The organism is Jeotgalibacillus haloalkalitolerans (assembly GCF_034427455.1).
GTDB classification, from domain to species: Bacteria; Bacillota; Bacilli; order Bacillales; family Jeotgalibacillaceae; genus Jeotgalibacillus; species Jeotgalibacillus haloalkalitolerans.
On the sequence record NZ_JAXQNN010000007.1, the window covers coordinates 46,461 to 69,845 of the forward strand.

A 23,385-nucleotide genomic window follows, 5' to 3' on the forward strand; every position below is an offset into this window, starting at 1 on the left:
TCTAAAATAATATGTACAAAACATAAGAGACTTTCAGACAGGAGTGTTATATATGGCTTTGATTGGCTATGCAAGAGTTTCTTCCGTTGGGCAATCACTGGAGTCACAAGTTGAACAACTTAAAGCATTTGGTTGCAAACGGATATTTAAAGAAAAAGAATCTGGAGCTAAATCAGATAGAAAGGAATTACAAGCTGCTTTAGAATTTTTAGAAGATGGGGAACTGGATAACAACGGGAAGATTATCTATAAGGATAAGCTAATTGTAACAAAAATTGATCGCTTAGCTAGGTCAACCTTTGATCTTCAAAGAATTGCCGGTGAATTAAAAGATAGGAAGGTTGGACTTCAATTCTTAAAAGAGAATATTGATTTCTCAACTCCATCCGGCGAGTTAATGTTTACTATGCTTGGAGCAATAGGTCAATTTGAAAGGGACATAATTAAGGAAAGAACTACAGAAGGGCGAGAGAGGGCAAAGTTAAAGGGTAAACATATGGGGAGACCGAGCAAACCCAAGAAGAATATAGAACGTGCTATGGTCTTGTATAATGAGCGGGAAGACAATGGAATGAGTGTTAATGATATTTCGAAGCTTACAGACGTGCCACGCTCCACGATATATGCGGAAATAAAGAAGAATAAAATATCACTGGAGTTGAAAGTATGAAAAGCACTGAAGTGTTTTGTTTAACCTGTAATAAAGCATACGAAATTATGGAGTTCTTTAAAAATGAAGACATTGAATTGGAAGAGTTAGATGATCTTCCTATTAGAATAATTGGTTTTAAAGAAAATGGCACTTATACTTGTAGTTTATGTGAATTTGATCTTGAATTTGAAGATTATTTCATAGATTCCGAAAGCGATTACGAACGATTTATTGAAATTAGTGTTGAAAAGATCGGAGAATGCTTGAGTACAAAAGTTGAAAGTTGTAACAAATGTCCTGATGGAGAAATTTTAGAAAGTTATCATTTGACATATAATAAAGAAGAAGGGACAAATGAATATACTGGTACTTTATTCTGGGATTTCATTCGAGAAAATGGAATTGAAAATACAAAATTAATGGATCAGGTTTTAAGATATATTGAATGTTCTTCATGTGGATATGGTGCGGAATACGATAAAGATGAAATGAGGATATTTAATTTTGATGACAAAGTAATAAGTAGTGAAGAGATAAATGACTTTTTTGGTGATGATTACGGACTTAATTACGAAGAATTGAATAATGTAGCAACAAGGTATGGTATTGATCTCAAAATTGCTGAAATAGAAGATTTTATAGATAAAATAACTGAGAATCCTATGTTGGCTTATCAACATAAAACTGGTGTGAAGCTTTACAATTTATTAAAACAGATTTTCGACAAGGACGATATATTCAACCTGGAAATTGGAACAATGATCTTCAGGGGAAGAAATAGAAAAAAAGATGAAATAAAATTGACTTCTGAGCAACTTTGGAGTCCACCTATAGGAAATGCAGGTCACGGAAGGTATAATTTGATAGGACTCCCTGTATTGTACTGTAGTGACTCTACCAAAGGAATTCCTTATGAGTTAAACCCTATTAATAACGATTACATTGATGTAGGAACTTTTTATATAAACAGTCCTTTAAAATTATTAGATATATCAGAGATATTTAATGAAGAATTTGGTGAATTCATTGGATCAGTTAATTACGAGAGTAAACATTTCAAGAAAGGATACTTGTTTACTAACTTTATAAAGGATTGCTGTGCCACAATAGGGTTTAATGGTATAAGGTATAAGGGAGTTGGAAAAGAGAATTATTATAATTATGCTCTGTTTAACTTTGATAAAGGAAATGAATTAAAAGTATCAGAGAATGTTAATACTTTGAACTGTAATATCAGCTATACAATTCAAGAAAAAATATAAAGACAATGTTTTTAAACAGTGAGAAAGTTACCGTAATGTATTCTCTAACTAACCCAGAGTTTTTGTGCATAGATTTGCTGGTCAAAAAAGTCACTTCGCAATTAACTCGTAAGCCTATCGCAAGAAACCTTATTTTCTTTACATCTTAAATGAATTAAGAGTGAAAACTGTCAAAAAAGTAATACCTCTCTGAGTTCTTTAAAACCCTAACTTCTTCCGTGTTTTTACTACACATAAAATTGTGACTCGAAATATAACAAGATGATGTTTTAAGAGGTGTTAATATCATTCTTTTACAATCTGAAAGTCTTTAAAGCCACTTTAAGAAGATATTTGATGAAAGAGTTTACATCTAATAGATAATAGTTCAATTCATTGTGTTATAATCGGAAACAAGGAATTGAACCGAGTTCGTAAAAAAGTTATACTCCCTAAAGCTAAAAAACTATATATAAGAAGCTTCAAACCCAGTTGGCATAAGTTACGGTGAAATGTGAATAGGCTGACTACGCTCGTAGAAGCTTAAGTATTGAAGTTTCTGGACGTGGGTTCGACTCCCACCGTCTCCACCAAATATATATTTGGTGGTTTTTTATTTGTCTAAAAAACATTTACATAAAAACGTGCCTGTAACTTCCTCCCTTCCACCATGCGAATGCCGGGGGGGGGGTTCAGAAACGGCAATTAAAAAAGGAAACCTGACAATTAATCAGGTTTCCTTTCCAAATCATCTATAGGTTGATCTTTTTCACTCTCCACTGTTTTTCCTGCTGAGTGTATTGATTCAGCTTGCTTGAAAGTCTGCTGGCCTCGTGCTGATCCACAAAAAACTTAAACGCTTTATTGAGTGAATCCCTTAAAACTTCATGAGTACCATTGTTTTCCCTGTGTAAAATATACATGTTGTCTGTCAGCTCCTTCATAAACAATTAATTATATCTTGCCAGAAGTGTAGTGAGAAAGTTGACGAAACGTCGTGATAAAACCAGGTTTTCATTCGACAAATTATGGATAATTTTCTCTTTAACTCTATCTGATGTAAAAAAGATTTAATCATCATTAATTGTGTAAACGGAGGATGAAAGGGTAGCGTATATAACCTTTTTGTTATATAGTGTACAGAGAAACTTTTTTAGAAGGTGGGTGACGTGATGATTTTAACTGCACCAGGGCTGGAGAAGATGAGTGCGTTTTTCAAAGTCCTTGGGGATCCGACAAGGCTTGAGATGCTGCGGAGAATGTATACGAGTGAGCATTGTGTTTGTGAGTTTGTTGAGATGTTCAAAATTTCACAGCCGGCGATCAGCCGTCATCTGCGGGTGATGAAGCAGGCGGGAATTGTGCTTGAACGTAAGGACCGTCAATGGAATTATTTCCGGTTAAATGAACAGGATCCGTGCTATCCTATTCTTGTGAAGGCGATTAAAGAACTGGGAGAGCTACCGGTTCACGAACATAACCTTTTGAAAATAAAATGCTGATTGAACAGAAGATATGATTCTTCTGTATTTTGTATATAACAACATTGTTATATACCTATATCCAACTGAAAGGGTGTTTTGAATGAAAAAGATTAAGATTTTTGATCCGGCAATGTGCTGCTCAACAGGGGTTTGCGGAACGAGCTTTGATCCGGAATTACCGAGAGTGGCTTCTGTTGTCAGTTTCCTGAAGCAGAAAAATTATCCGATTGAACGTTTTAACCTGACTAGTGAGCCTCAGCGATTTGTAGAAAATAAAACGGTTCAGGAGGCTTTGGCGAAAAACCCTGAGGGACTTCCGTTCACACTGGTAGATGGTGTGATCGTGCAGCAGGGGACTTATTTATCAAATCAGGCTTTTGCTGAAGTAACAGGAATTTCTGAAGATCAGTTTCCTGCATCAGGGGAAGCACCAAAGCCGAAAATCAGATTAACAATTGAGTGAGGAGTGGAATCATGCAGGACTTTTTGATTGATGAGATTCCTTTGACTCCTTTTGTGTTTTTGACGGGAAAAGGGGGAGTCGGTAAGACATCCACAGCCTCCTTGCTGGCGATTACCCTTGCTGACCAGGGAAAAAAGATTTTGCTTGTGTCTACGGATCCCGCGAGTAATCTGCAGGATGTTTTTGGAACGGATCTGACAGAAGTACCGAAAGAAATACCCGATGTGCCGAATCTGCATGTAGCCAATTTCGATCCTGAACAGGCTGCTGCTTTATATAAGGAAAAGATGGTCGGCCCATACCGTGGCGTGCTGCCGGACACAGTTGTTCAGTCTATGGAAGAACAGCTTTCGGGCGCATGTACCGTTGAAATTGCAGCTTTTGATCAATTCACAGGGCTGCTTTCATCGAATGAGCTGAGAAGCATGTATGATCATATTTTATTTGATACTGCACCGACTGGTCATACGCTCAGGCTGTTGAGTCTGCCGAATGCCTGGAATGTGTATTTGGATGAAAATACAAGTGGTACATCCTGCCTGGGACCGCTTGCTGGTCTTGCAGAAAAGAAAACTCAATATGAATATGCCACAGAGATGTTACAGGATGAAACCGTAACGACCCTGGTTCTGGTTGCACGACCGGAGGCGTCAACGCTGACTGAGGCTGCAAGAGCGTACCATGAGCTGAAGGAAACCGGAATGAAGCATACGCTGCTTGTGATCAACGGCTATTTACAGTCAGATGATCAGGGGGATTCATACCGGCAGTCATTTATAACAAGGCAGCAGCTCGCTTTGGAAAATATGCCTGAAGCATTAAAGGAGCCACAAAGTTATATCCTGCCTTATGTGACTACGAGTCTTGCAAGTGTTGCTGATATCAGAAGCTGGATGACTGCCGCAGTGGAAAATGAGCCTGTTGATAGAGAGCCTTTTCAGGGTGACAGACTTGAAAAACTGGTGAAGGAGCTTGAGGATACAGGTCCTGGTCTTGTGATGACGATGGGCAAGGGCGGCGTTGGCAAGACCACGGTCGCTTCCATGATCGCCACAAGTCTTACTGCCCGTGGACATCGTGTGATTTTGACGACAACTGACCCTGCTGCACATGTGGATCAGGTGGTTGGAGAGTCGGATCAGCCGTTACTATCAGTAGAACGGATTGATCCGAAAAAAGAGACTGAGCGGTACCGGTGCACTGTCTTTGAGCGGGCCGGTGAGATTTCACCTGAAGAAAGGTCTCTTCTTGAGGAGGATCTTAATTCCCCGTGTACAGAGGAGATTGCTGTATTTCGAGCGTTTGCAGACACGGTCGCAAGGGCCGGTGAGGCGTATGTTGTAATTGACACAGCCCCAACCGGTCACACGCTTCTTTTGCTGGATGCAACAGAAGCGTATCACCGTGAAATGGAGCGTTCTACGGGAGAGGTTCCGGAGGCTGTACGATTACTTCTGCCGAAGCTGAGAGACCCTGCCTTTACGCATGTATTGATTACCACACTTCCTGAGGCAACCCCTGTTTTTGAGGCGTCACGTCTTCAGGACGATTTAATCAGGGCAGGAATCAAACCGCAGGGCTGGGTGGTCAATCAGTCACTGGCTGTAACGGATACGCGTGACGCTATTCTTGGAAGAAAAGCAGAGAGTGAGCTGAGGTGGATTCAGGAAGTAAAGAGGCTGAGCGATGACAAAGCTGTATATATTCCCTGGATGGAAAAGCAATTATCAGGTTATCAAACATTACTGGAAGCAATGAAAGGATGAGGGAAATGAATATTACACCAGGTGCTGTATCATTTTTGAAAAGTGTTGTAGATGAAAAAGGAGCAGAGGGAATCCGTTTCTATAAGGCAGGAGAAGGCTGCTGCGGGCCAAGCTTTGGGCTTGGACTGGACCCTGCACAGGAAAACGATCAAATTCATCAGTTTGATGGATTGAAGCTTGCGGTGGATGGTCAGCTTGAAGGTTCAATTGATGCGATCACACTCGATGTGGAAGAAACACCGGAGGGACCTCAGATTGTGATGCTTGGCGGCAATGCCTGCTAAGGTCAGATGACAAGCTGTGCAGGAGGATAAACGTGTATGTTGTCTTCCTGCTATTTTTCTGTTTACTAACTTTAGAACGCGGAGGGAAATGAATCATGAAAAAGCTGATGATTATTGGATCGGTAGCTGCCGGTACATCTGTAGGAGCGAAAGCGAGAAGAAACAGTGAGGATATTCAAATTACGATTTACGACAGAGACACAGATATCTCCTATTCAGGGTGCGGTATTCCTTATTATGTAGGAGGAGAGGTGGCTGATCTGGATGATCTGACACCTAGAAATGCAGCGTGGTTTAAAAAACGTTATAACATCGATATCCACACGCAGCATGAAGTGGAAAGCATTAATCATCAGGAAAAAACAGCTGTTATCCGGAATCTGATTACGAATGAAACGTTTATGGATTCGTACGATACGCTTGTTCTGGCAACCGGTGCAACAAGTTTTGTTCCGCCTATTTCGGGTGTAGAGGCGGAAAATGTGTTCAGCGTCCGCAATATCCGCAATGCGGGTGAGATCAGGAATTATGTGGATACGCACCTGCCAAAAACTGCGACAATTGTTGGGGGTGGGTTTATCGGACTTGAAATGGCTGAACAGCTGACACAAAGAGGGATTGAAGTGACGCTCGTTGAACGTCTCCCGCAGATCATGCCGCCGCTTGATCAGGATATGGCTGCGCGGGTAGCGGAGCATTTAGAGGAAAAGAATGTGAGTGTGATGACTGGGGAAACAGTTAAATCCTTACAGGGGGGCAAGCGAATCACTTCTGTTCTGCTTGAAAGCGGACAGGCTGTTGAGACCGACCTTGTCATCCTTTCTGTCGGCATTCGTCCTAACACCGAACTCGCTAAGGAGATCGGAGTAGAAATTGGCAGCACAGGTGCAATTAAAGTAAACAGAAAGATGCAGACAAATGTACCGAATGTGTATGCGGTTGGAGATGTGGCGGAGAGTTTTTCTCTGATCACAGGAAAGCCGATTTACAGACCGCTCGGATCAACAGCCAACAAAACAGGAAGAATTGCCGGTCAGGTCATCACTGGAGAAGACACAGAGCACCGTGGTATTTTGGGAACCGGAATCTTTAAAGTATTCGACCTGGCAGTGGCACAGACCGGTCTGACAGAAAAAGACGCGGTTGAGGAAGGTTACACAATTGAAGTGCTTCATAATATTAAACCTGACCGTCCTGAATATCTGGGTGGCAAGGAAATGGTGATTAAGGCAGTAGCGGATCGCAGAACAGGAAAGCTGCTTGGTGCCCAGATTGTCGGACCACAGGGTGTTGATAAACGAATAGATGTATTTGTCACAGCCATTTCATTTGGTGCAAAGGCTGAGGACCTGTTCCATCTCGACCTGGCCTATGCCCCACCGTTTGCCACAACGAAGGATCCAGTCATGTATACAGGTATGGCCCTGCATAACGCATTTAATGAAAAGGCCCCGCTGATCACGCCGCAGCAGCTGATCAGGGAGACAGAGAGCGGAGAAGCGTTCCAGATCATTGATACAAGATCAAAAGCCCAGTTTGAAAAAGCGCATGTAAAAGGCGCGATTCATATTCCGCTTGGCGATTTAAGAAACAGAGCTTCAGAATTGAACCGCGACCTGAAGACAGTTGTGTATTGTAATAAGGGTGTGACAGGGAATGCTGCACAGAATATCCTGATCAATCATGGATTTAAACAGGTATATAACCTGTCCGGCGGAAATAAAAACTATCAGCATGTGGTGAAAAATTTTTAAAACTTGAAAAAGCCGTCTTTTATGACGGCTTTTTCGAATGAGCTGATTTGTTCATTTACCTGATTTTATTAAAAATTTATTCAACAATTTGCAAAAATACAATCCAATGATACATAATAGTAAAAAATAACCGATATAACTAGTACAAAAGTTTTGCCATTACTCTCTGTGTGAGGTGAGGACTTTGCGGTACAATCGGAAGGAAGGCTTCAGGTTCGCATTTAAAAAGCCATTAGAGGCAGCATTTAAGATTTATGAGCTGCATGGTCGTGAGGTGAATTCCCACCCGGGGAAAGCGCTGATGCATGATTTGAGTCCGAGCGGGACAAAGATGAGCTCACAGCTCAATCTGCCAGTGAGTCATCAGGATGAGCCTGTTAAGATCCACTTGCAATTTATGCTGAATGAGGTTGTATATGAAATGAAGGCTGAGCTTGTGTGGAAGCGGGCAGGTGGAAATGAGTTTTATTATGGCGTTCATTTTTATGCTTCAGATGATGTGAGAGAAGAAATTGTAAAGCAGCTAAAACTATTCGTGAAGACAGTATAAAAGAGCGGTCTGCAAGTCGACCGCTCTTTTTTTATGCCGTGGCTTTTTCCGTATTTACCTTCGTAGCCTTTGCTTTCCGATTCGCATAATAAATGCCCGCAAAAATAATTACCATTCCGCCAATCAGTGAAGGCGTGATGGGCTCATCCAGCAGAACGCTGCCCCAGACCATTGCAGACACCGGTGCGAGATAGGTAACCGTCGTTGCAAACTCAGGAGATTTCTGCCTGATCATATAATAGAAAAGCAGATAGGCAACCCCTGAGCCGAAGCACCCAAGTCCGATTGCCGACAGCCAGAATGATGTGTTGTATGTAAAGCTCATCACACTGTATCCGTTTATTGTCATCATCACTAGTCCAACAATCGCGCCTGTGATCAGTGAGGTGGCAGAAAGCAGAACCACGCCGGTTACGGGGGTGAACCGTCTGACATAGTGTGAACCGAATCCGTAGCACATTGCCCCGAGCATCATTGTCCCCACTCCGATGAATTCCGAACCGAAAATCCCTCCAATTTTAAAGTCAATCAGGACCAGTACCCCTGTGAAACCGATCAGAATACCGATCCACTGCTGGAGTTTCAGACGCTGTTTAAATAGAAAGAATCCAATCAGTCCTGCAAAAACAGGTGTGGTGGCATTCAGTACAGATGCTGTATTAGAGGCGATTCTCGTTTCGCTGAGTGCGATCAGTGCCCATGGAAGTGCGGCATTCATCACGCCGATCACAATCAGGTGTTTCCACGGGATCGGGCGCTCGATTTTTCGCCATTGTGCAATCAGTATCGGCAGCAGAATCAGCGCGCCGGCAGCACATCTGATAAAAACCGTCCCCCAGACGCCTGCTGATTCTGCAAGGATTTTAATAAATACAAACGAAAGGCCCCAGATCAGGCTGAGACCTCCGAGTGCTGCGTATGCTCTCATGATGTTCTCCTTTTAGCTTGAAATCAGTGTGACGGTATACTGGCGCGTGCGCGGCCCGTCAAATTCACAGAAATAAATGCCCTGCCATGTGCCAAGTACGAGTTCTCCGTCTTGAACAGGGATCGTCTGCGCATGGCCGACAGTGCTCACTTTCATATGGGATGCAGTATTGCCTTCCATATGACGGTCTTTTGGATGATCCCACGGAAATACTTCATCCAGACGTCGTAAAAAGTCAGTTTTTACATCGGGATCCGCATTTTCATTTACGGTAATGCCAGCAGTTGTGTGCTTTGAAGAAACGACTGCAATTCCGCTATTAAACGACTGACTGCTGATCCACTTCTGGACTTCTTCTGTAATCTCAATCATCTCATCACGGCTATGCGTTTTGACTGAAAATGTGTTAAACATACGATCATCTCCTTCAGTGATAGTGTACCGCACGAAAGAGAAGTTTTCTAATCACAAACATTTTATGGCAAAAAGACCTGTCTTTGAAAATGAAAGCGGTTAAATTTATCGAAATATTGATAAATTCAGAAATCTTATTGCGGAACCTCACATCTCTATGTATGATGGTCTTTATATAAAGGTTTCGCTGTAATGATGTAAAGCGGAAAAATCATCAGGAGGGTTACACAATGGATTCGACAAAAAAAGATCTGAGAATCAGAAGTAAAGTTATCAGTGAAGGAGTTAACAGAGTTCCAAACCGCTCAATGCTGCGAGCTGTCGGTTTTACAGATGAAGACTTTAAAAAACCGATGATTGGTGTAGCAAGTACCTGGAGTGAAGTGACGCCGTGTAACGTACATATTGACAAGCTTGCACAGCGTGCGAAAAGTGGTGCAAAAGCTGGTGGAGGCGCACCGATGATTTTCAACACAATTACAGTATCAGACGGCATTGCAATGGGACATGAAGGGATGTTCTATTCACTGCCAAGCCGTGAAGTGATCGCGGATTCAATTGAAACCGTAACAAATGCAGAACGTCTTGATGGCGTTGTCGCAATCGGAGGCTGTGATAAAACGACGCCTGCCTGTGTGATGGCGATTGCGCGTATGAATATCCCGTCCGTTTACATCTACGGTGGTACAATCCAGCCGGGTAAACTGGATGGAAAAGATATCGATATCGTTTCTTCATTTGAAGCAGTCGGTCAGTATCAGGAAGGGCTGATTGATGAAGAGCAGCTGTATAAAGTGGAATGCAGTGCCTGTCCGGGGGCTGGTGCGTGCGGTGGTATGTACACAGCAAACACAATGGCATCAGCAGTTGAAGCGCTTGGCATGAGTATTCCTGGATCTTCTTCAACGCCTGCAATCAACGATTATAAAGAGCAGGAATGTGAGCAGGCAGGGGAGCTGGTTGTAAAGCTTCTTGAACAGGACATCTACCCGCGTGACATCATGACAAAAGAAGCGTTTGAAAATGCGATTACAGTTGTAATGGCGCTTGGCGGATCAACGAATGCATTCCTTCACCTGCTGGCAATGGCCCACGCAGCTGAAGTGGATCTGACAATGGATGATTTTGAGCGTGTACGCCAGAACGTTCCGCATATTGCTGACCTGAAGCCGAGCGGAAAGTATGTGATGCAGGATCTTTACGAGGCAGGCGGAGTGCCGGCAGTCATGAAGCTTCTACTAGAAGAAGGACTGCTTCACGGCGACTGCATCACAGTCACTGGTAAAACGATTGCAGAAAACCTTGCAGAAGTGCCGTCACTGAAGGAAGGACAACAGGTCATCAAGCCAATCAGCGAGCCGCTTAAGAAAACCGGACCGCTTGTTGTATTAAAAGGAAACCTTGCGCCTGAAGGTTCTGTTGCAAAAATGAGCGGACAGAAAATCAGCCGCTTTGAAGGACCGGCTAAAGTATTTGACAGCGAGGATGAGTGTGCAAAAGCCATCGAGGATAATCAGATTAAAGAAGGCGATGTCGTGGTCATCCGTAACGTCGGACCTAAAGGCGGACCGGGTATGCCTGAAATGCTTTCAATTACGGCAATGATCGTCGGACGCGGGCTGAACGGTAAAGTAGCCCTCATGACAGACGGACGCTTCTCAGGCGGCTCACACGGCTTCGTAATCGGTCATATCGCCCCTGAAGCAGCAGTCGGCGGGCCGATCGGACTCCTGCAAAACGGAGATATCGTCGCAATCGACAGCGACACACAGGAAATCAACCTGCAGATCTCAGAGGAAGAATTCGAAAAGCGTGCCCGCGAATGGGTCAAGCCTGAACCTAAGTTCAAACGCGGGATCCTGGCGAAATATGCGAACTCGGTATCTTCTTCATCTAAAGGTGCTGTAACAGATTTATTTGAAGAGTAAGAGCCAGACCGTCCGGATATAGTCCGGACGGTTTTTTTTCCTGGCTTATGAGAAATCCGGAGATAAGGGAGCAGGTCTTTTGGTACTTTTCTAAGAAGGTTAGCGTTTTTTCTAAGAACCACACTGGTTTTTCACCGAACACCGTCACCTATTCTAAGAACATCCTCCTCTGTTCTAAGAACCAGTCACATTTTTCTCTGAACACCCGCCCCTACAGGCAGATTTTTCGATAAACGAAAATAAACATTGTAAGATAATACTATGAACATTTCAGGAGGGATTCACCGATGAAAATAGAAGTCTGGTCAGATTACGTTTGCCCATTTTGCTATATCGGCAAAAGAAAGCTTGAGAACGCACTAAACACATTTGAACATAAAGATCAGGTAGAAGTCGTCTACCGCAGCTTCCAGCTTGATCCTGACGCACCGAAAAACGCAACTGAAGATACCATCTCAGCGCTTGCGAAAAAGTACGGCATGTCCTATGATCAGGCAGTGGAAATGACAAACAACGTTGTGGCACAGGCAAAAGAAGTCGGGCTTGATTACGACTTTTCAAAAATGAAGCGTACGAACACGCAGGATGCACACAGACTCACTCATTTTGCTGCTGAACATGGTAAAGATCAGCAAATAACTGAAAAGCTGTTAAGTGCCTATTTCCTTGAATCCAAGCATATCGGTGATCATGACCAACTCGTTGCGATCGCTGAAGAAGTGGGGCTTGATACTGAGAAAGCTCGTGAAGTACTCACGTCAGATCAGTATACAGAAGAAATGACTGCAGACATTCAGAAGGCTGCACAAATCGGCGTTTCAGGCGTACCGTTTTTCGTACTTGAAAACAAATACGCGATCTCGGGTGCTCAGCCTGATGAAGTATTTACGCAGGCACTTGAAAAAGTGTGGGCAGAAACTAACCAGTCGCCACTCGTCAACGTAGGCGGGCAGGGCAATGCCTGCACGGATGATTCATGTGATATTTAATTAAAAACCGTTAATTGAAAGTGAAACTTCAATTAACAGTTTTTTAAATGGCTTTGTTAAATTTTAATGTTGTTTTTACTATGATTAAAGGACTTCCATACATTTGGAAGTCCTTTTTGTTGATATTAATGAACTCTTTAACTTGCATATGTCCTTATTTTAAAGTAACTTTTCAATCAAATTATTTAATTTATTTTTTGTTTCTAAAAATTTGGCTTTTTCTTTGTCATTATCTATTTGTTCCTCATAATAAAAAGGTTGATCTTCAAACCTCGGTATAACGTGCATATGATAATGACCCAAATCATTAAATTTACCACCGTTTTGACAAATTGTGATACCATCAGGATTAAATAATTTCTTCAATGCTTTTGAAATTGTTATTGACGATTTCATAATAGCATTTGCAGTTTCAGAATCTAATTCTTCAACATCTAAAAAATGCTTTTTGGGAAGGATTAGAGTATGTCCTTCGTTAAAAGGTTCAATATCCAAGAGACAACAAACATAATCATTTTCATAAACAATATTTACTGGTTCAAGTTGGTTAGTTAGTCTACACCCTAAGCATTCTGAGTTTACAGTCATATATTTGAAATCCTCCCAATCATTTTTTGTATGAACTTTTTTGTTTCTTAAGAAACTATTCTACCTTATTCGTTAGATAAGAAATATGATTATTCCGTGAACTTAGAAGACCTAAGCTTATCCTATGTTTCGACAATTGGAATTAAATTCCCTTTAATTATCATATCATTGACCGTTACTTCGTTCAGTTGGTGGTGAATGCTCTCAAGCACCTGGAACCACGCAAGGTAATTATCAAGATACTTGGTTGCCACACCGTTAAAACGCCGTATCCACTCTTTCAGTCTACTATGATAACTGTTGACTTTTTGGATATGATAAAGCCGGACCATTCCGTCTGACTTGAACTAGTAAGTGGTCATTTCTTTGTCAGCAGTGTAGGTTCTGAACTACATTTTGAGATGAAAGTTTTTGGCCAATCACTTTGTCTAATTGGTCTTTTTTATTCTGCCTACACCGAGGAAGCTCAAGCGCCCGGCTGAAACGACTAAAAGAGGCTGGAACTCTGTCCCAGCCTCTCTAAATCATGATACTTTCTCTTCTTTTTCCTTCTCATACGTCTCGTGAACCTCATCCCAGCAATCAGCATTCTTAATGCCGAGAGATTTCGGTTTAAAAACAGGATCAAGCCCTTTTAATCGCTGTGCTTCGTAATCTTTTAATACCTTGATCGCGATACCGCTCAGTAACACAATACCGATGATATTAATCAGCGTCATCAATGCCATAAATACGTCAGCCATGCTCCACACCATTCCAAGACTTGCATACGAACCGAACATGACAAGACCCATTGTCAACACGCGGTAAATATTAAGGGCGGTTTTGTTCTTTCTGATAAATTCAAGGTTTGTCTCACCATAATAATAACTGCCGACAATTGAACTGAACGCAAACATAAAGATCGCCAGGGCAATAAAGATACCTGCCCAGTCACCAACCTGTGCACTTAGCGAGCTCTGCAGCAGTTCAATTCCTTCAAGTCCACTGGCCTGGTAATCGGTATTGACTAAAATGATAAACGCAGTCGCAGAACATACGATTAACGTATCAACATACACGCCAAGTGTCTGAATAAAGCCCTGTTTAGCAGGGTGACTGACATTTGCAGTTGCTGCCGCGTTAGGCGCACTACCCATACCAGCTTCATTTGAAAATAGTCCGCGTCTCACACCCTGCATGATTGCAGCACCAATACCGCCGCCAAGTGCCTGTTCAAATCCAAACGCACTGCTGATAATCGTCGAGAAAACAGCAGGAATCTGTGAGAAATTCATCACAATAACCACAAGTGCGATGACGATATATAGTACAGCCATAATCGGTACGATCACACTTGAAAAGCTTGCAATCCGGTGGACACCGCCGAAAATAATCAGTCCTGTCAGAAGTGTAACAATCCCACCGACAATCAGACGGTCAACACCAAACGCACTCTCAAATGCTAATGAAATCGTATTACTCTGAACTGAATTGAATATGAGACCGAATGTAATCGCAATCAGCACGGCAAATACTATGCCAAGCCACCTTTTATTCAGCCCGCGTTCGATATAGTAAGCTGGTCCTCCGCGATAAGCACTGCCGTCTCTGACTTTATACACTTGTGCCAGCGTGCTCTCAATGAAGCTCGTCGCACCTCCGAGAAGTGCCACGATCCACATCCAAAACACTGCGCCAGGTCCGCCAATGACAATGGCCACTGCCACACCGGCGAGATTTCCTGTACCGATTCGTGTTGCAGCTCCGATAGAAAACGATTTGAAGGAGCTGATACTCTTCATTCCATTTGGCACTACCGATTTATCACCAAGCACTTTCACCATTTCTTTTAAATACCTGAACTGCACAAAACGGGTTGCAACTGTGAAGTAAACACCGGCTCCAAGTAATACAGCAATTAAAACGTAAGTCCATAAAATATTGTTGACTGAATCAATGATTCCCTGCATGATAACCACCCCATAATAATTTAATGTTCTGAATGTTGTATAATATATACGAATATTCATTGTTTGTAAACTGTGATATATATTTAAAACGTTGATATAACAAGATCACGTGAGGTTTTTGTGGTAATTATTTGAAATGAATATACATAATATGAATATTCATTCCCAATGAAAAAACAGGTAAATGCTTTTACTTTAGTAAATATATGCGTTGCTGCGATAAAGTGATTACCATTAGAGTATCGAAATAATTTTTTTAGAGATTTGATAAAATTTTTTTGAAAAAAAGAGGTAAAAATATAAAAAAGGCGCAAATTGCACAATGCAATTTGCACCTGTCGGGGCCTTATTCAAAATATGTTCTGATAAGCATTTGATACTGATCGTCTGTTAACGTAAAAGCAGGATAACCGGCAGCTTCAATTAAAGCCTTAGTATTGTCATCCTTAAAGACAACCGAACGTGAAAGGTAGGAGTGGAACACACTCATTGGCGCATTAATGACAGCATCATCCTCAGACAGGTCTATCGCATCAGCTGTTACAGCCAGATTGTCCACACCGCTTTGTTCTTTGATCCATTTCATCACAGTGGCATTGTCGGGGGAATTGTTATTTGAAATATGATAAATATGATCAGGCTTGGCATGCTCAGCAGCAGCTGTCAGGACATCGACTACATAATTGACCGGCACCACATTATTTGAAGCCTCAGGATCACACAATAGCTTAATGATTCTGTTCTGATCGACACGCCCGCGGTTAATCAGCTTTTTCAGCAGTGCAACAGCCTTCAGCAGACCATATAATGCAAAAGTGGTGTCAGCTTCTCCGGTTCTGGTATCACCCACAATAATGGAAGGCCTGAAGATACTCACCTTCATCTCATTCCGTTTTTCCCACACGAGGTGTTCAGCATGATTTTTGCTTTCTTCATAATCATTTACAAAGCGTCGGTCCTTTGAATGAATCTCTTCATCTGCAAAGTCATCTAATCCTGCTGTATAAGCGGTACTCACATGATAAAAAGAAGGAATCTGCAGCTTCTCAGCCAGTTCAAGTGCATGTGTTGTTCCGTCTACATTTGCCAGGAAAGTTTTCTCACGGTCTTTGGGATCAAACGATAGGAATGCTGCGGTATGATAGAGTATATCGATTTTTTCTCTGAGTGATTCAGACTCATGAATACCAAAATCAGTCTCCGTAATGTCTCCTGCGACCGGGTGAATTCTATTTGCCTGCTCAGGAGAGAGTTGATTGATGAATTGATTGATTTTCTGTTCGTTTCGGAAAACAGGATAAAGCGTATGTCCTTTATCTAAAAGTGAAAGCATCAGCTTTGAGCCAACAAAGCCGGTTGCTCCGGTTATCATAATGTTCATAGTGATCTCCTTTGGAAAAGCATTCAGTTTTTATTATATCAAAAGAGGAGAGGTGTGTTGAAGTTTGAGCTAAAAGGCTAATTACTCAAAAAAAGAGCCGCCCAAAAGGACGGCTCTGCATGTTATTAATATTGACCGCTCTTCTTAAGCTCTTTTCCCTTACGTCTGAAACGCAGGAACACAAGATAAAGCATCGGTACAATAATCAGTGTCAGTAACGTTGAGAATGCAATTCCGGCAATGATCGTAATCGCCAGTGGCGTAAATAATGCATCACCGCTGACTGCAACTGGAATCAGCGCTACGATCGATGTTACGGCAGTCAGTATAATTGGACGGATTCTTACGCGTCCTGCTTCAATTACCGCATCATACACCTTCATCCCATTGGCTACACCCTGCTCGATAAAATCAATTAACACAACAGAGTTTCTCACTACGATACCGGTCAGTGATACCATACCCATCACGGCAAGGAAACTGATTGGTGTCTGTGTTACAAACAGTCCGAGTATCGCGCCTGCAATCGCCAGATACACAGCTGTCAGTACAAGGAATGGGAGTGACAGTGAGTTAAACTGGAATGCGATCAGCAGGTAGACAAGGAAAATAACGATTGTAAACAGTAAGATAATCTCAGAGAAGAAATCATCCTGTGCTTCGTTTTCACCGCCTATTGTCAGTGAATAATCATCACCCAGTGAAGAGCGGATATCTTCTACAATATCAGTTGTTTGTGCTTCAAGATCCTCGACTTCCCCAGGGAATGCGCGAATCGTAATTGCGCGTTCACCGTCTTCATGCTGGATCCGCTGAAGCTGGGACGTTTCCTCAGCTGTAATGAGATCAGAGAGCGGGATCAGCTGAGGAGGACCTTCCTGCTGAGATGCTGCAGGCACTTCAATCTCATCAAGCGGAATCTCCTGACCTTCCTCAACAGGATCCACGAGCAGCTTCATATCACGCTCAGTCACCCCATCGTCAAATGAAGCCATCGGAATGCCTTCTGTTACAAGTCTGATCTGCTGGCTGATCGCCTGAATGCTGATATCATTTTCTTCTAGTGCCCCGCGATCCGGCACATATGAAATCACCGGTTCTTCTTCACCAATATTATCAAGTACAAGGTCTACACCAAGATCTTCAATCTGCGTCATGACTTCATCACGGATTGAGACAAGCTCTTCAAGCTCAGGTCCCTTCACTGTAACCGTAACCGGCGCACCTGAAGGAGGTCCCTGTTCAATGGTGTTCATAAAAATAATCGCATCAGGATACTGACTTCTTAGCTCATCTGTATAATCCTCAATCAGTCCCTGAGCCGTCTGATTTTCACGGTCTACTCTGGCTACGATCTGGCCGGTATAATCCCCGGTTGTATCCAGCGAGCTGTTGAAAAGGTTAGGCAGCCCGGTACCCGCAAAGACTGAAGTTTCATACACGCCTTCATCCTGCTCAAGCACCTCTGCTATTTCAAGCAGTGTATTTTCTGTTTCCTCAAGCGGCGTGCCGATTGGAAGGGTAACATCAACCGTTACTTCTTCACGGTCAGCAGCCGGGAAAAATTCAAATGGTGTTAACACGACAAGTCCAAACAGGAGGGTCGTGATGATCAGACCGATTGCCCCTGTTAGTAAAGGTTTTTTCGCGGTCCTTTTTAAAACTTTGTCTGCATAAAAATCGGCAATGAAATTTAATGGTTTGCCCAGCAGACCCGGCGAATCAGATACCTTTTTAGATGTATTTCTGTAAAAGCTGTATCTGAGCATTGGTACAAGCAGTAGAGCCACAATGGTTGATGCAATGATTGTTGTGATCAACACAGTCGGCAATGCTCTGATAAAATCTCCGTTTCCTCCTGATAAAAAGACAAGAGGGAGGAAGGTGAATACGATCGCAAGGGATGAAGTCACAATGGACACCCATACTTCCTTCACACCCGTGACAACGCCAGGCAGTGCTTTATCACCAAGCTTGAAGCGGCGCTGGATATTATCATTCACCACAATCGAGTCATCGACCAGAATCCCGAGTGCGATAATAACCCCGATCACTGAAATCTGGTTCAAATCAACGCCAGCTCCAGGAAGTGGGATAATCCCCATTAATACAGACATCGGTACAGCGATCGCCACTACAATCGCGCCGCCTGCAGTCAAACCAAGTGAACTTGTCACAATAACTGCGAGTACTGCAATCGCAAGCGAGAAGAATAGCCCCTGGAAAATCTCATTTACCAGGTTCGCCTGTGAGTAATAGGATTCAAAAGTAATGTTTTCAGGTAAAAGGGATTTCAGCTCAGCGACTTTTTCTTCAACCGCCTCACTGACTGAGGGAATATCTTCACCTGATTCTAGATATGTCGTTACTGAGACAGCGGGCTGTCCGTCAAATGTAATCAGATCCTCTGTCTGCTTTGGCTGAATCTCAACTGTCCCAACATCAGACAGCAAAACAGATTCTCCCTGCGGATTCTGCCCAATGACAACCTGCTCCATTTCATCCACAGAACTGTAAGATTCAATCGCAAGCTGGTAAATTGTACCGTCAGCTTCCTGTTTGCCAAGAGGTACCGGATTGAATTCTTCTTCAATTGCTGTTAACACCTGAGGGAAAGCCAGTCCGTTTTCCCCAAGATCTTCACTATTTAAAGTAAGTATAATTTCTTCTTCCTGCACACCTTTTACAGTAACACCGGAAATACCGGGAACCGCTGATAATTCTTCTTCCCATGTATCCATCACGCTTCTGAGGCCTTCAAAATCCTCACGGCTGTCAGCAGTCAGCATATAAGAAGTGACAGGGAAATTGGCAGCTGCTTCACTGACGGTCGGCTCAATGACTTCTTCCGGAAAAGAAGCACCTGCATCTGACACTTCCTGTCTGATCGCAGATAATGTCTCCTGCTTATCAGCCCCATCAGTCAGTGTCACAATGATCTGGGAGAACCCTGCAGCAGAAGATGAGGAAATACTGTCAATCCCATCTAAGCCATCAAGGTTTCTTTCAATCGGATTTGTAACCGTCCGCTCAACCGTTTCCGGTGTAGCACCTGGATAAGGCGTTGAGATCGTCGAAATGTTAATAGACGTCTCAGGAATTTCCCGCTGCGGCAGCTGAAGAAACGTCAGCACACCGACAATCAGGAATAAAACAAATAAAATCATAAATATTTTTGACCTTTTCAGCACCCATTCAAACATGGTTGCACCTCCAATTGTTCTATCGATAAGCTAACTTTTTCACAAAACCGACAGTTGTGTCAAGAATGAAGGTGCCCGGATGTGCTGGAAGTTGTTTTTCCTGGATTTTAAGTGTTAGGAAGGGCAGGGGAAGGTAGATATGATGTTGGTTGAAGTAGGTGAACCGCCGTTTGAAGTATGTACCCCAAGAATCGGGGTAGTTATCCCGGCAGTTGAAGTAGCAATCCCGCGAAACGGGGTAGTTATCCCGCCAGCTGAGGTATCGATCCCATCGATCAAGGTCATCATGCCACCGTTTGAAGTATCAATCCCATCGATCGAAGTAGTCATCCTGCCTTCCGAAGCACTAAAACTGCCCGCTTGGTATTCAAGTTCATATATCACAAAAAAAGAGCACATTCATTAGAATATGCTCTCCTTAAAAAACAATTATGATTCCCATTTGATTAAAATATCCGCGACATCTGTCAATGAAAAATCAGCGATTTGAGCCAGTTCATGACGCAGTTCGGGATTTTCGTTAACGGCAATTGATTTGCATCCTGCCGCTTTTGCCATCATACAATCCACTATACTGTCACCAACCATCAGCACTTGCTCAGGGGGTACGGTAAAGTCTCTGCAGATTTTTTCAAGCATATCGGGAGCGGGTTTGCCATGCTTTACATTTTCCGGTGTCACGATAAAATCGGCTTCCCGGAAGTTGAGTAGCTTCATACAGGCAGCAGTGCGTTCCTTATTATCAGACGTCGCAATGCCGACTACATATCCCGACTGCTTCAGCTCCTGAAGAAGCTCGGCAGCACCTTTTACAGGAATAAATGCCTCCTGAATATTCAATGACTCGTTGCTTTCTTCAAGCAGCTTTTCAGCCAGTGCAAGTGATTCAATCCACGGCTTCCCGGTATGCTGATAAAGCAGCGCGGCAATCACTGTTTTTTCCTCAGCTTCACTCGCCACTGCCAGCAGACCGCTATGATCCACACCGGTCTCCGTTACCCCCATGATCCGGTCCCATTCTTCACCGTGATGCAGGCCGGTCATGGAAACAAAGCGTTTTTTTCGTTCTTTATTCAAAGCTTTCCAAAAGGGTTCGGCCTGGAACAGCGTGCCATCCTTGTCGAAAGCGACGACTGAAGCTGAAACAGGGGTACTACCGACCTGAATCGTTCTGGATGTCATAGCTGATCTCTCCTCTGATTACTTTTGCGCGTCCAGAAATTCCTTTACCTGTTCAGGACTTTTCGCATTAGCTGAATGAAGGTGTGCTTTCTTTTCACCATTTTTGAAAATGAGCAGGCTTGGGATTCCCATGACTTCCTGTTCATCTGCAATCTCAGGCAGTTCATCACGGTTCAGCTCATACCAGCCGTATTCATTATAAGTGTCCATAATATCATCAATGAACATATCCATTCTTCGGCAGTCAGGACACCAGTCTGCTGTAAATTTTACAATGACCGCTTCATCCTTATTTACTGTTTCTCTAAATTGATCGTTATTTTTAATTCCTTGCATTGTTCATCCCTCCATAAAGGAATCATAAGAGTTTTTTGATGAAAAGGCAAAAATAATATGTTTTTAAGTCCGCTGTTGATGGAAGTAGAGGGAATCACTCAAAATAATGGTATCAAGAAGCCTGTGCTAACACTATCCGGTCATTAAATGCACCTGTCTGAAACGGGTAAAGCAGCCAACTTTTATCAAGCCTGCAAAAATAAGAATTTAATGTGAATTTACTGATAATGATTCTCAAATTCATTGACTCATTCTCTAAAAGCCGATAGACTGATAGGAAAGAAGTTGCTGAAGCCTGCGAAGGAAACTAAAGGAGATCGGATTAGATGCTAAAGACACAGTCATTAACATTAGGATACGGAGATTCCATTATTATAGAAGAGCTTGATTTGACCATTCCAAAAGGAGAAATTTCTGTCCTGATCGGGGGGAACGGCTGCGGAAAGTCGACGCTGCTTCGTTCGATGGCACGCCTGCTTAAGCCTCAGGATGGCGATGTATTACTGAATGGAAAAGAAATCAATCGCTATTCATCCCGTAAAGTAGCACAGGAAATGGCGATCTTACCGCAATCACCGGTTGCACCTGAAGGCCTGACTGTCCTGCAGCTTGTTAAGCAGGGAAGATATCCTTACCAGGGCTTTTTGCAGCAGTGGTCAAAAAAAGATGAAGAAGCTGTAACCAGTGCACTTGAAGCGACAGGCATGACTGAACTTCAGGACCGCTTTGTTGATGAATTGTCAGGTGGACAGCGCCAGCGTGCATGGATCGCGATGACACTTGCACAGGATACGGACCTGATTCTGCTTGATGAGCCGACAACGTACTTAGATATGACACACCAGATTGAAATTCTGGATTTATTATTTGAATTAAATGAACGTGAAAACCGTACTATTGTAATGGTGCTTCACGACCTGAACCTTGCGTGCAGATACGCACATAATCTGATCGCTGTAAAAGATCGTAAAGTATACAATCAGGGGAAGCCTGAAGAAGTGATCAGCTGCGACCTTGTCAGACACGTATTTGAAATGAACTGCCAGGTCACAACAGATCCGCTGTTCGGTACACCACTCTGCATTCCGCACGGCAGAGGCCGATGCATCGTACAGGAAACAAAAACAAATGCAGATGCAGTTTCATAAAATAAAAACCGTCTAACTTTAGGCGGTTTTTATTTTATAGTGATTAACAGCCCATAAATGTAGTTCCACAGCAGATGATTGTAGCGTAAGGGGGCGACTCCGTGACGAATAGAGGGAAGCTGAGACGCCGCAGCCGGAGGCTCAGCAACCTCCGGCCGGCAAGCGTCCCTCTGAAGCGGAAATCATCAGCCAACTTGCTAGCATAAGTTAACTTCAATTCACCAAAATAAGATTAAACCAATTCAAACAGGGAAGGGATGTAAGTACTATGATGAATGAAAAAATGGACGCAATGGTTGAAAAATATGCAGAATTATTAACAGGTGACACATCTGAACAATCAATTGAAGAAATTAAAATGTATGTGCTTTACAACCATATCGCTAAAACAATGCCTGCACTCGCAAGACACTGGAACAGCCTTTACCCTGAAGGAAAAGAAGAAATGAAAAGAATTGTCAGGGACATTCAGCAAAAGAACAAGGCTGTGAGAGCTGAAAACAAGGAACGGGAAGAGTAAGACCTGAAGCTACATAAAAAAGCCGGAAAGTGTGTACGCACTTTTCGGCTTTTCCACCTATTAATGAACCGGCAGCTGACTCTTATCAGTCTGAGCCTGGCTTGCAGCATTCTGAATGTTGACTGGTGTTTCCTGAGCAGGGTTATACCAGTTTTGCTGCTCCATATAGCTGTAAAGCGTATGCTGCTGTCTTGATGTTTCATTCAGGATTGATTGCAGGAACTGAAATAGCTGATTTGTACTTGCTTCATTTGAAGCCACGCTGTAGCTCACAGCAAGATGTTTTTCTAAAATAAGAAGATCAGTTGTCCAGTCTTTTTCAGACATTGTGGCAGTTTGTTGAATGTTCTGCATGATAACTCCTCCTTTTTCTTTGTTATTGAACCGGCTGACCTGAAAGGAAAGCAGATGTTTTTTCATAGTGATTCTTGTGCATTGTACAGCAGGCTTCAAGCATTGTTTTTAACTCAGGTGTTGTACACTGGGAAGCTGCGTAATGGGCTTTCTTTGAAGCAAGCAGGTTCCACTCAAGCACATCTTTCAGATATAAAAGGTCTTTTGTTGATAATTGTTGCTGTGTCATATTTTTCGCCTCCTTTTTGTCCTGTTTACTATGTGCAGG

23 protein-coding genes and 1 pseudogene are annotated in these 23,385 nt (G+C 42.8%); 13 read left to right on the forward strand and 11 right to left on the reverse strand.

The features are described from left to right. Positions 1-52 precede the first annotated feature (52 nt). From UFB30_RS15025 to UFB30_RS15060, 8 genes are all read left to right on the forward strand, one after another. On the forward strand, positions 53-670 hold the full coding sequence (locus tag UFB30_RS15025; RefSeq protein ID WP_322422517.1) for a recombinase family protein: 618 nt from the start codon (positions 53-55) through the stop codon (positions 668-670). Next, positions 667-1,914: an RES domain-containing protein gene (locus UFB30_RS15030; protein ID WP_322422518.1), complete on the forward strand. Its 1,248-nt coding sequence runs from the start codon at positions 667-669 to the stop codon at positions 1,912-1,914. The genes UFB30_RS15025 and UFB30_RS15030 overlap by 4 nt, the downstream gene beginning before the upstream one ends. A 1,151-nt stretch (positions 1,915-3,065) precedes the next feature. Next, on the forward strand, positions 3,066-3,395 hold the full coding sequence (locus UFB30_RS15035; RefSeq protein WP_322422519.1) for an ArsR/SmtB family transcription factor: 330 nt from the start codon (positions 3,066-3,068) through the stop codon (positions 3,393-3,395). 82 nt (positions 3,396-3,477) lie between these two features. Continuing rightward, positions 3,478-3,840: an arsenite efflux transporter metallochaperone ArsD gene (gene arsD, locus UFB30_RS15040; protein WP_322422520.1), complete on the forward strand. Its 363-nt coding sequence runs from the start codon at positions 3,478-3,480 to the stop codon at positions 3,838-3,840. Between the two features lie 11 nt (positions 3,841-3,851). After that, positions 3,852-5,606: an arsenical pump-driving ATPase gene (gene arsA, locus UFB30_RS15045; protein ID WP_322422521.1), complete on the forward strand. Its 1,755-nt coding sequence runs from the start codon at positions 3,852-3,854 to the stop codon at positions 5,604-5,606. A 5-nt stretch (positions 5,607-5,611) separates the two neighbouring features. Further along, positions 5,612-5,890, forward strand: a complete 279-nt coding sequence (locus UFB30_RS15050; protein ID WP_322422522.1) for an adhesin — start codon at positions 5,612-5,614, stop codon at positions 5,888-5,890. 95 nt (positions 5,891-5,985) lie between these two features. Next, positions 5,986-7,644 carry an FAD-dependent oxidoreductase gene (locus UFB30_RS15055; protein WP_322422523.1) on the forward strand — a complete coding sequence of 553 codons (1,659 nt, stop codon included), beginning with the start codon at positions 5,986-5,988 and terminating at the stop codon, positions 7,642-7,644. Positions 7,645-7,828: 184 nt separating this feature from the next. Then, complete coding sequence (locus tag UFB30_RS15060) at positions 7,829-8,194, forward strand: PilZ domain-containing protein (protein ID WP_322422524.1); 366 nt, start codon at positions 7,829-7,831, stop codon at positions 8,192-8,194. Positions 8,195-8,225: 31 nt separating this feature from the next. Here the strand turns inward: UFB30_RS15060 and UFB30_RS15065 are convergent, their stop codons facing one another. Both UFB30_RS15065 and UFB30_RS15070 read right to left on the reverse strand, forming a co-directional pair. Further along, on the reverse strand, positions 8,226-9,122 hold the full coding sequence (locus UFB30_RS15065; RefSeq protein WP_322422525.1) for a DMT family transporter: 897 nt from the start codon (positions 9,120-9,122) through the stop codon (positions 8,226-8,228). A gap of 12 nt (positions 9,123-9,134) precedes the next feature. Then, complete coding sequence (locus tag UFB30_RS15070) at positions 9,135-9,536, reverse strand: secondary thiamine-phosphate synthase enzyme YjbQ (RefSeq protein WP_322422526.1); 402 nt, start codon at positions 9,534-9,536, stop codon at positions 9,135-9,137. Between the two features lie 230 nt (positions 9,537-9,766). Here UFB30_RS15070 and ilvD point away from each other — a divergent pair, with 230 nt between their 5' ends. After that, positions 9,767-11,464, forward strand: a complete 1,698-nt coding sequence (ilvD, locus tag UFB30_RS15075; RefSeq protein ID WP_322422527.1) for a dihydroxy-acid dehydratase — start codon at positions 9,767-9,769, stop codon at positions 11,462-11,464. A gap of 287 nt (positions 11,465-11,751) precedes the next feature. Then, complete coding sequence (locus tag UFB30_RS15080; protein ID WP_322422528.1) at positions 11,752-12,453, forward strand: DsbA family oxidoreductase; 702 nt, start codon at positions 11,752-11,754, stop codon at positions 12,451-12,453. A gap of 159 nt (positions 12,454-12,612) precedes the next feature. Here the strand turns inward: UFB30_RS15080 and UFB30_RS15085 are convergent, their stop codons facing one another. From UFB30_RS15085 to UFB30_RS15105, 5 genes and pseudogenes are all read right to left on the reverse strand, one after another. Continuing rightward, a complete protein-coding gene (locus UFB30_RS15085) occupies positions 12,613-13,041 on the reverse strand; it encodes an HIT family protein (RefSeq protein WP_322422529.1) in 429 nt (142 codons plus the stop codon). Positions 13,042-13,163: 122 nt separating this feature from the next. Beyond that, positions 13,164-13,524 (reverse strand): annotated as a pseudogene (locus tag UFB30_RS15090) (IS1595 family transposase); the annotation flags it as partial. 41 nt (positions 13,525-13,565) lie between these two features. Then, on the reverse strand, positions 13,566-14,993 hold the full coding sequence (locus tag UFB30_RS15095; RefSeq protein ID WP_322422530.1) for an alanine/glycine:cation symporter family protein: 1,428 nt from the start codon (positions 14,991-14,993) through the stop codon (positions 13,566-13,568). A 346-nt stretch (positions 14,994-15,339) separates the two neighbouring features. Then, positions 15,340-16,374 (reverse strand): SDR family oxidoreductase, encoded by a 1,035-nt coding sequence (locus UFB30_RS15100; protein ID WP_322422531.1) that lies wholly within the window; start codon positions 16,372-16,374, stop codon positions 15,340-15,342. Positions 16,375-16,499: 125 nt separating this feature from the next. Next, entirely contained in the window at positions 16,500-19,577 is a 3,078-nt protein-coding gene (locus UFB30_RS15105) for an efflux RND transporter permease subunit (protein WP_322422532.1), read from the reverse strand. 139 nt (positions 19,578-19,716) lie between these two features. Between UFB30_RS15105 and UFB30_RS15110 the strand changes: the two genes are divergently transcribed. Further along, on the forward strand, positions 19,717-19,983 hold the full coding sequence (locus UFB30_RS15110; RefSeq protein WP_322422533.1) for a hypothetical protein: 267 nt from the start codon (positions 19,717-19,719) through the stop codon (positions 19,981-19,983). A 23-nt stretch (positions 19,984-20,006) separates the two neighbouring features. Here UFB30_RS15110 and UFB30_RS15115 read toward each other — a convergent pair whose 3' ends face one another. Both UFB30_RS15115 and UFB30_RS15120 read right to left on the reverse strand, forming a co-directional pair. Next, positions 20,007-20,759 carry an HAD family hydrolase gene (locus UFB30_RS15115; RefSeq protein WP_322422534.1) on the reverse strand — a complete coding sequence of 251 codons (753 nt, stop codon included), beginning with the start codon at positions 20,757-20,759 and terminating at the stop codon, positions 20,007-20,009. A gap of 18 nt (positions 20,760-20,777) precedes the next feature. Then, a complete protein-coding gene (locus tag UFB30_RS15120) occupies positions 20,778-21,095 on the reverse strand; it encodes a thioredoxin family protein (RefSeq protein ID WP_322422535.1) in 318 nt (105 codons plus the stop codon). A gap of 326 nt (positions 21,096-21,421) precedes the next feature. On the opposite strand from UFB30_RS15120, the gene UFB30_RS15125 reads away from it, so the two are divergent. Both UFB30_RS15125 and UFB30_RS15130 read left to right on the forward strand, forming a co-directional pair. Further along, a complete protein-coding gene (locus UFB30_RS15125) occupies positions 21,422-22,243 on the forward strand; it encodes an ABC transporter ATP-binding protein (protein ID WP_322422536.1) in 822 nt (273 codons plus the stop codon). Positions 22,244-22,511: 268 nt separating this feature from the next. After that, complete coding sequence (locus UFB30_RS15130) at positions 22,512-22,763, forward strand: DUF2573 family protein (RefSeq protein WP_322422537.1); 252 nt, start codon at positions 22,512-22,514, stop codon at positions 22,761-22,763. 60 nt (positions 22,764-22,823) lie between these two features. Here UFB30_RS15130 and UFB30_RS15135 read toward each other — a convergent pair whose 3' ends face one another. Together UFB30_RS15135 and UFB30_RS15140 are read right to left on the reverse strand one after the other, a co-directional pair. Next, positions 22,824-23,117 carry a spore coat protein gene (locus tag UFB30_RS15135; RefSeq protein WP_322422538.1) on the reverse strand — a complete coding sequence of 98 codons (294 nt, stop codon included), beginning with the start codon at positions 23,115-23,117 and terminating at the stop codon, positions 22,824-22,826. A gap of 22 nt (positions 23,118-23,139) precedes the next feature. Further along, positions 23,140-23,346, reverse strand: coding sequence for a hypothetical protein (locus tag UFB30_RS15140; RefSeq protein WP_322422539.1), 207 nt, complete (start codon positions 23,344-23,346; stop codon positions 23,140-23,142). Between the last annotated feature and the right edge of the window lie 39 nt (positions 23,347-23,385).

Excerpts from the sequence above, each read along its gene's own strand:
- UFB30_RS15130 (WP_322422537.1), top strand. The coding sequence starts at position 22,512 with ATGATGAATGAAAAAATGGACGCAATGGTTGAAAAATATGCAGAATTA.
- UFB30_RS15080 (WP_322422528.1), top strand. The coding sequence starts at position 11,752 with ATGAAAATAGAAGTCTGGTCAGATTACGTTTGCCCATTTTGCTATATC.
- UFB30_RS15035 (WP_322422519.1), top strand. The coding sequence starts at position 3,066 with ATGATTTTAACTGCACCAGGGCTGGAGAAGATGAGTGCGTTTTTCAAA.
- UFB30_RS15115 (WP_322422534.1), bottom strand. The coding sequence starts at position 20,759 with ATGACATCCAGAACGATTCAGGTCGGTAGTACCCCTGTTTCAGCTTCA.
- arsA (WP_322422521.1), top strand. The coding sequence starts at position 3,852 with ATGCAGGACTTTTTGATTGATGAGATTCCTTTGACTCCTTTTGTGTTT.
- UFB30_RS15140 (WP_322422539.1), bottom strand. The coding sequence starts at position 23,346 with ATGACACAGCAACAATTATCAACAAAAGACCTTTTATATCTGAAAGAT.
- UFB30_RS15055 (WP_322422523.1), top strand. The coding sequence starts at position 5,986 with ATGAAAAAGCTGATGATTATTGGATCGGTAGCTGCCGGTACATCTGTA.
- UFB30_RS15110 (WP_322422533.1), top strand. The coding sequence starts at position 19,717 with ATGATGTTGGTTGAAGTAGGTGAACCGCCGTTTGAAGTATGTACCCCA.
- UFB30_RS15050 (WP_322422522.1), top strand. The coding sequence starts at position 5,612 with ATGAATATTACACCAGGTGCTGTATCATTTTTGAAAAGTGTTGTAGAT.
- arsD (WP_322422520.1), top strand. The coding sequence starts at position 3,478 with ATGAAAAAGATTAAGATTTTTGATCCGGCAATGTGCTGCTCAACAGGG.
- UFB30_RS15025 (WP_322422517.1), top strand. The coding sequence starts at position 53 with ATGGCTTTGATTGGCTATGCAAGAGTTTCTTCCGTTGGGCAATCACTG.
- UFB30_RS15085 (WP_322422529.1), bottom strand. The coding sequence starts at position 13,041 with ATGACTGTAAACTCAGAATGCTTAGGGTGTAGACTAACTAACCAACTT.
- UFB30_RS15105 (WP_322422532.1), bottom strand. The coding sequence starts at position 19,577 with ATGTTTGAATGGGTGCTGAAAAGGTCAAAAATATTTATGATTTTATTT.
- UFB30_RS15095 (WP_322422530.1), bottom strand. The coding sequence starts at position 14,993 with ATGCAGGGAATCATTGATTCAGTCAACAATATTTTATGGACTTACGTT.
- UFB30_RS15135 (WP_322422538.1), bottom strand. The coding sequence starts at position 23,117 with ATGCAGAACATTCAACAAACTGCCACAATGTCTGAAAAAGACTGGACA.
- UFB30_RS15065 (WP_322422525.1), bottom strand. The coding sequence starts at position 9,122 with ATGAGAGCATACGCAGCACTCGGAGGTCTCAGCCTGATCTGGGGCCTT.
- UFB30_RS15070 (WP_322422526.1), bottom strand. The coding sequence starts at position 9,536 with ATGTTTAACACATTTTCAGTCAAAACGCATAGCCGTGATGAGATGATT.
- UFB30_RS15030 (WP_322422518.1), top strand. The coding sequence starts at position 667 with ATGAAAAGCACTGAAGTGTTTTGTTTAACCTGTAATAAAGCATACGAA.
- UFB30_RS15125 (WP_322422536.1), top strand. The coding sequence starts at position 21,422 with ATGCTAAAGACACAGTCATTAACATTAGGATACGGAGATTCCATTATT.
- UFB30_RS15100 (WP_322422531.1), bottom strand. The coding sequence starts at position 16,374 with ATGAACATTATGATAACCGGAGCAACCGGCTTTGTTGGCTCAAAGCTG.
- UFB30_RS15120 (WP_322422535.1), bottom strand. The coding sequence starts at position 21,095 with ATGCAAGGAATTAAAAATAACGATCAATTTAGAGAAACAGTAAATAAG.
- ilvD (WP_322422527.1), top strand. The coding sequence starts at position 9,767 with ATGGATTCGACAAAAAAAGATCTGAGAATCAGAAGTAAAGTTATCAGT.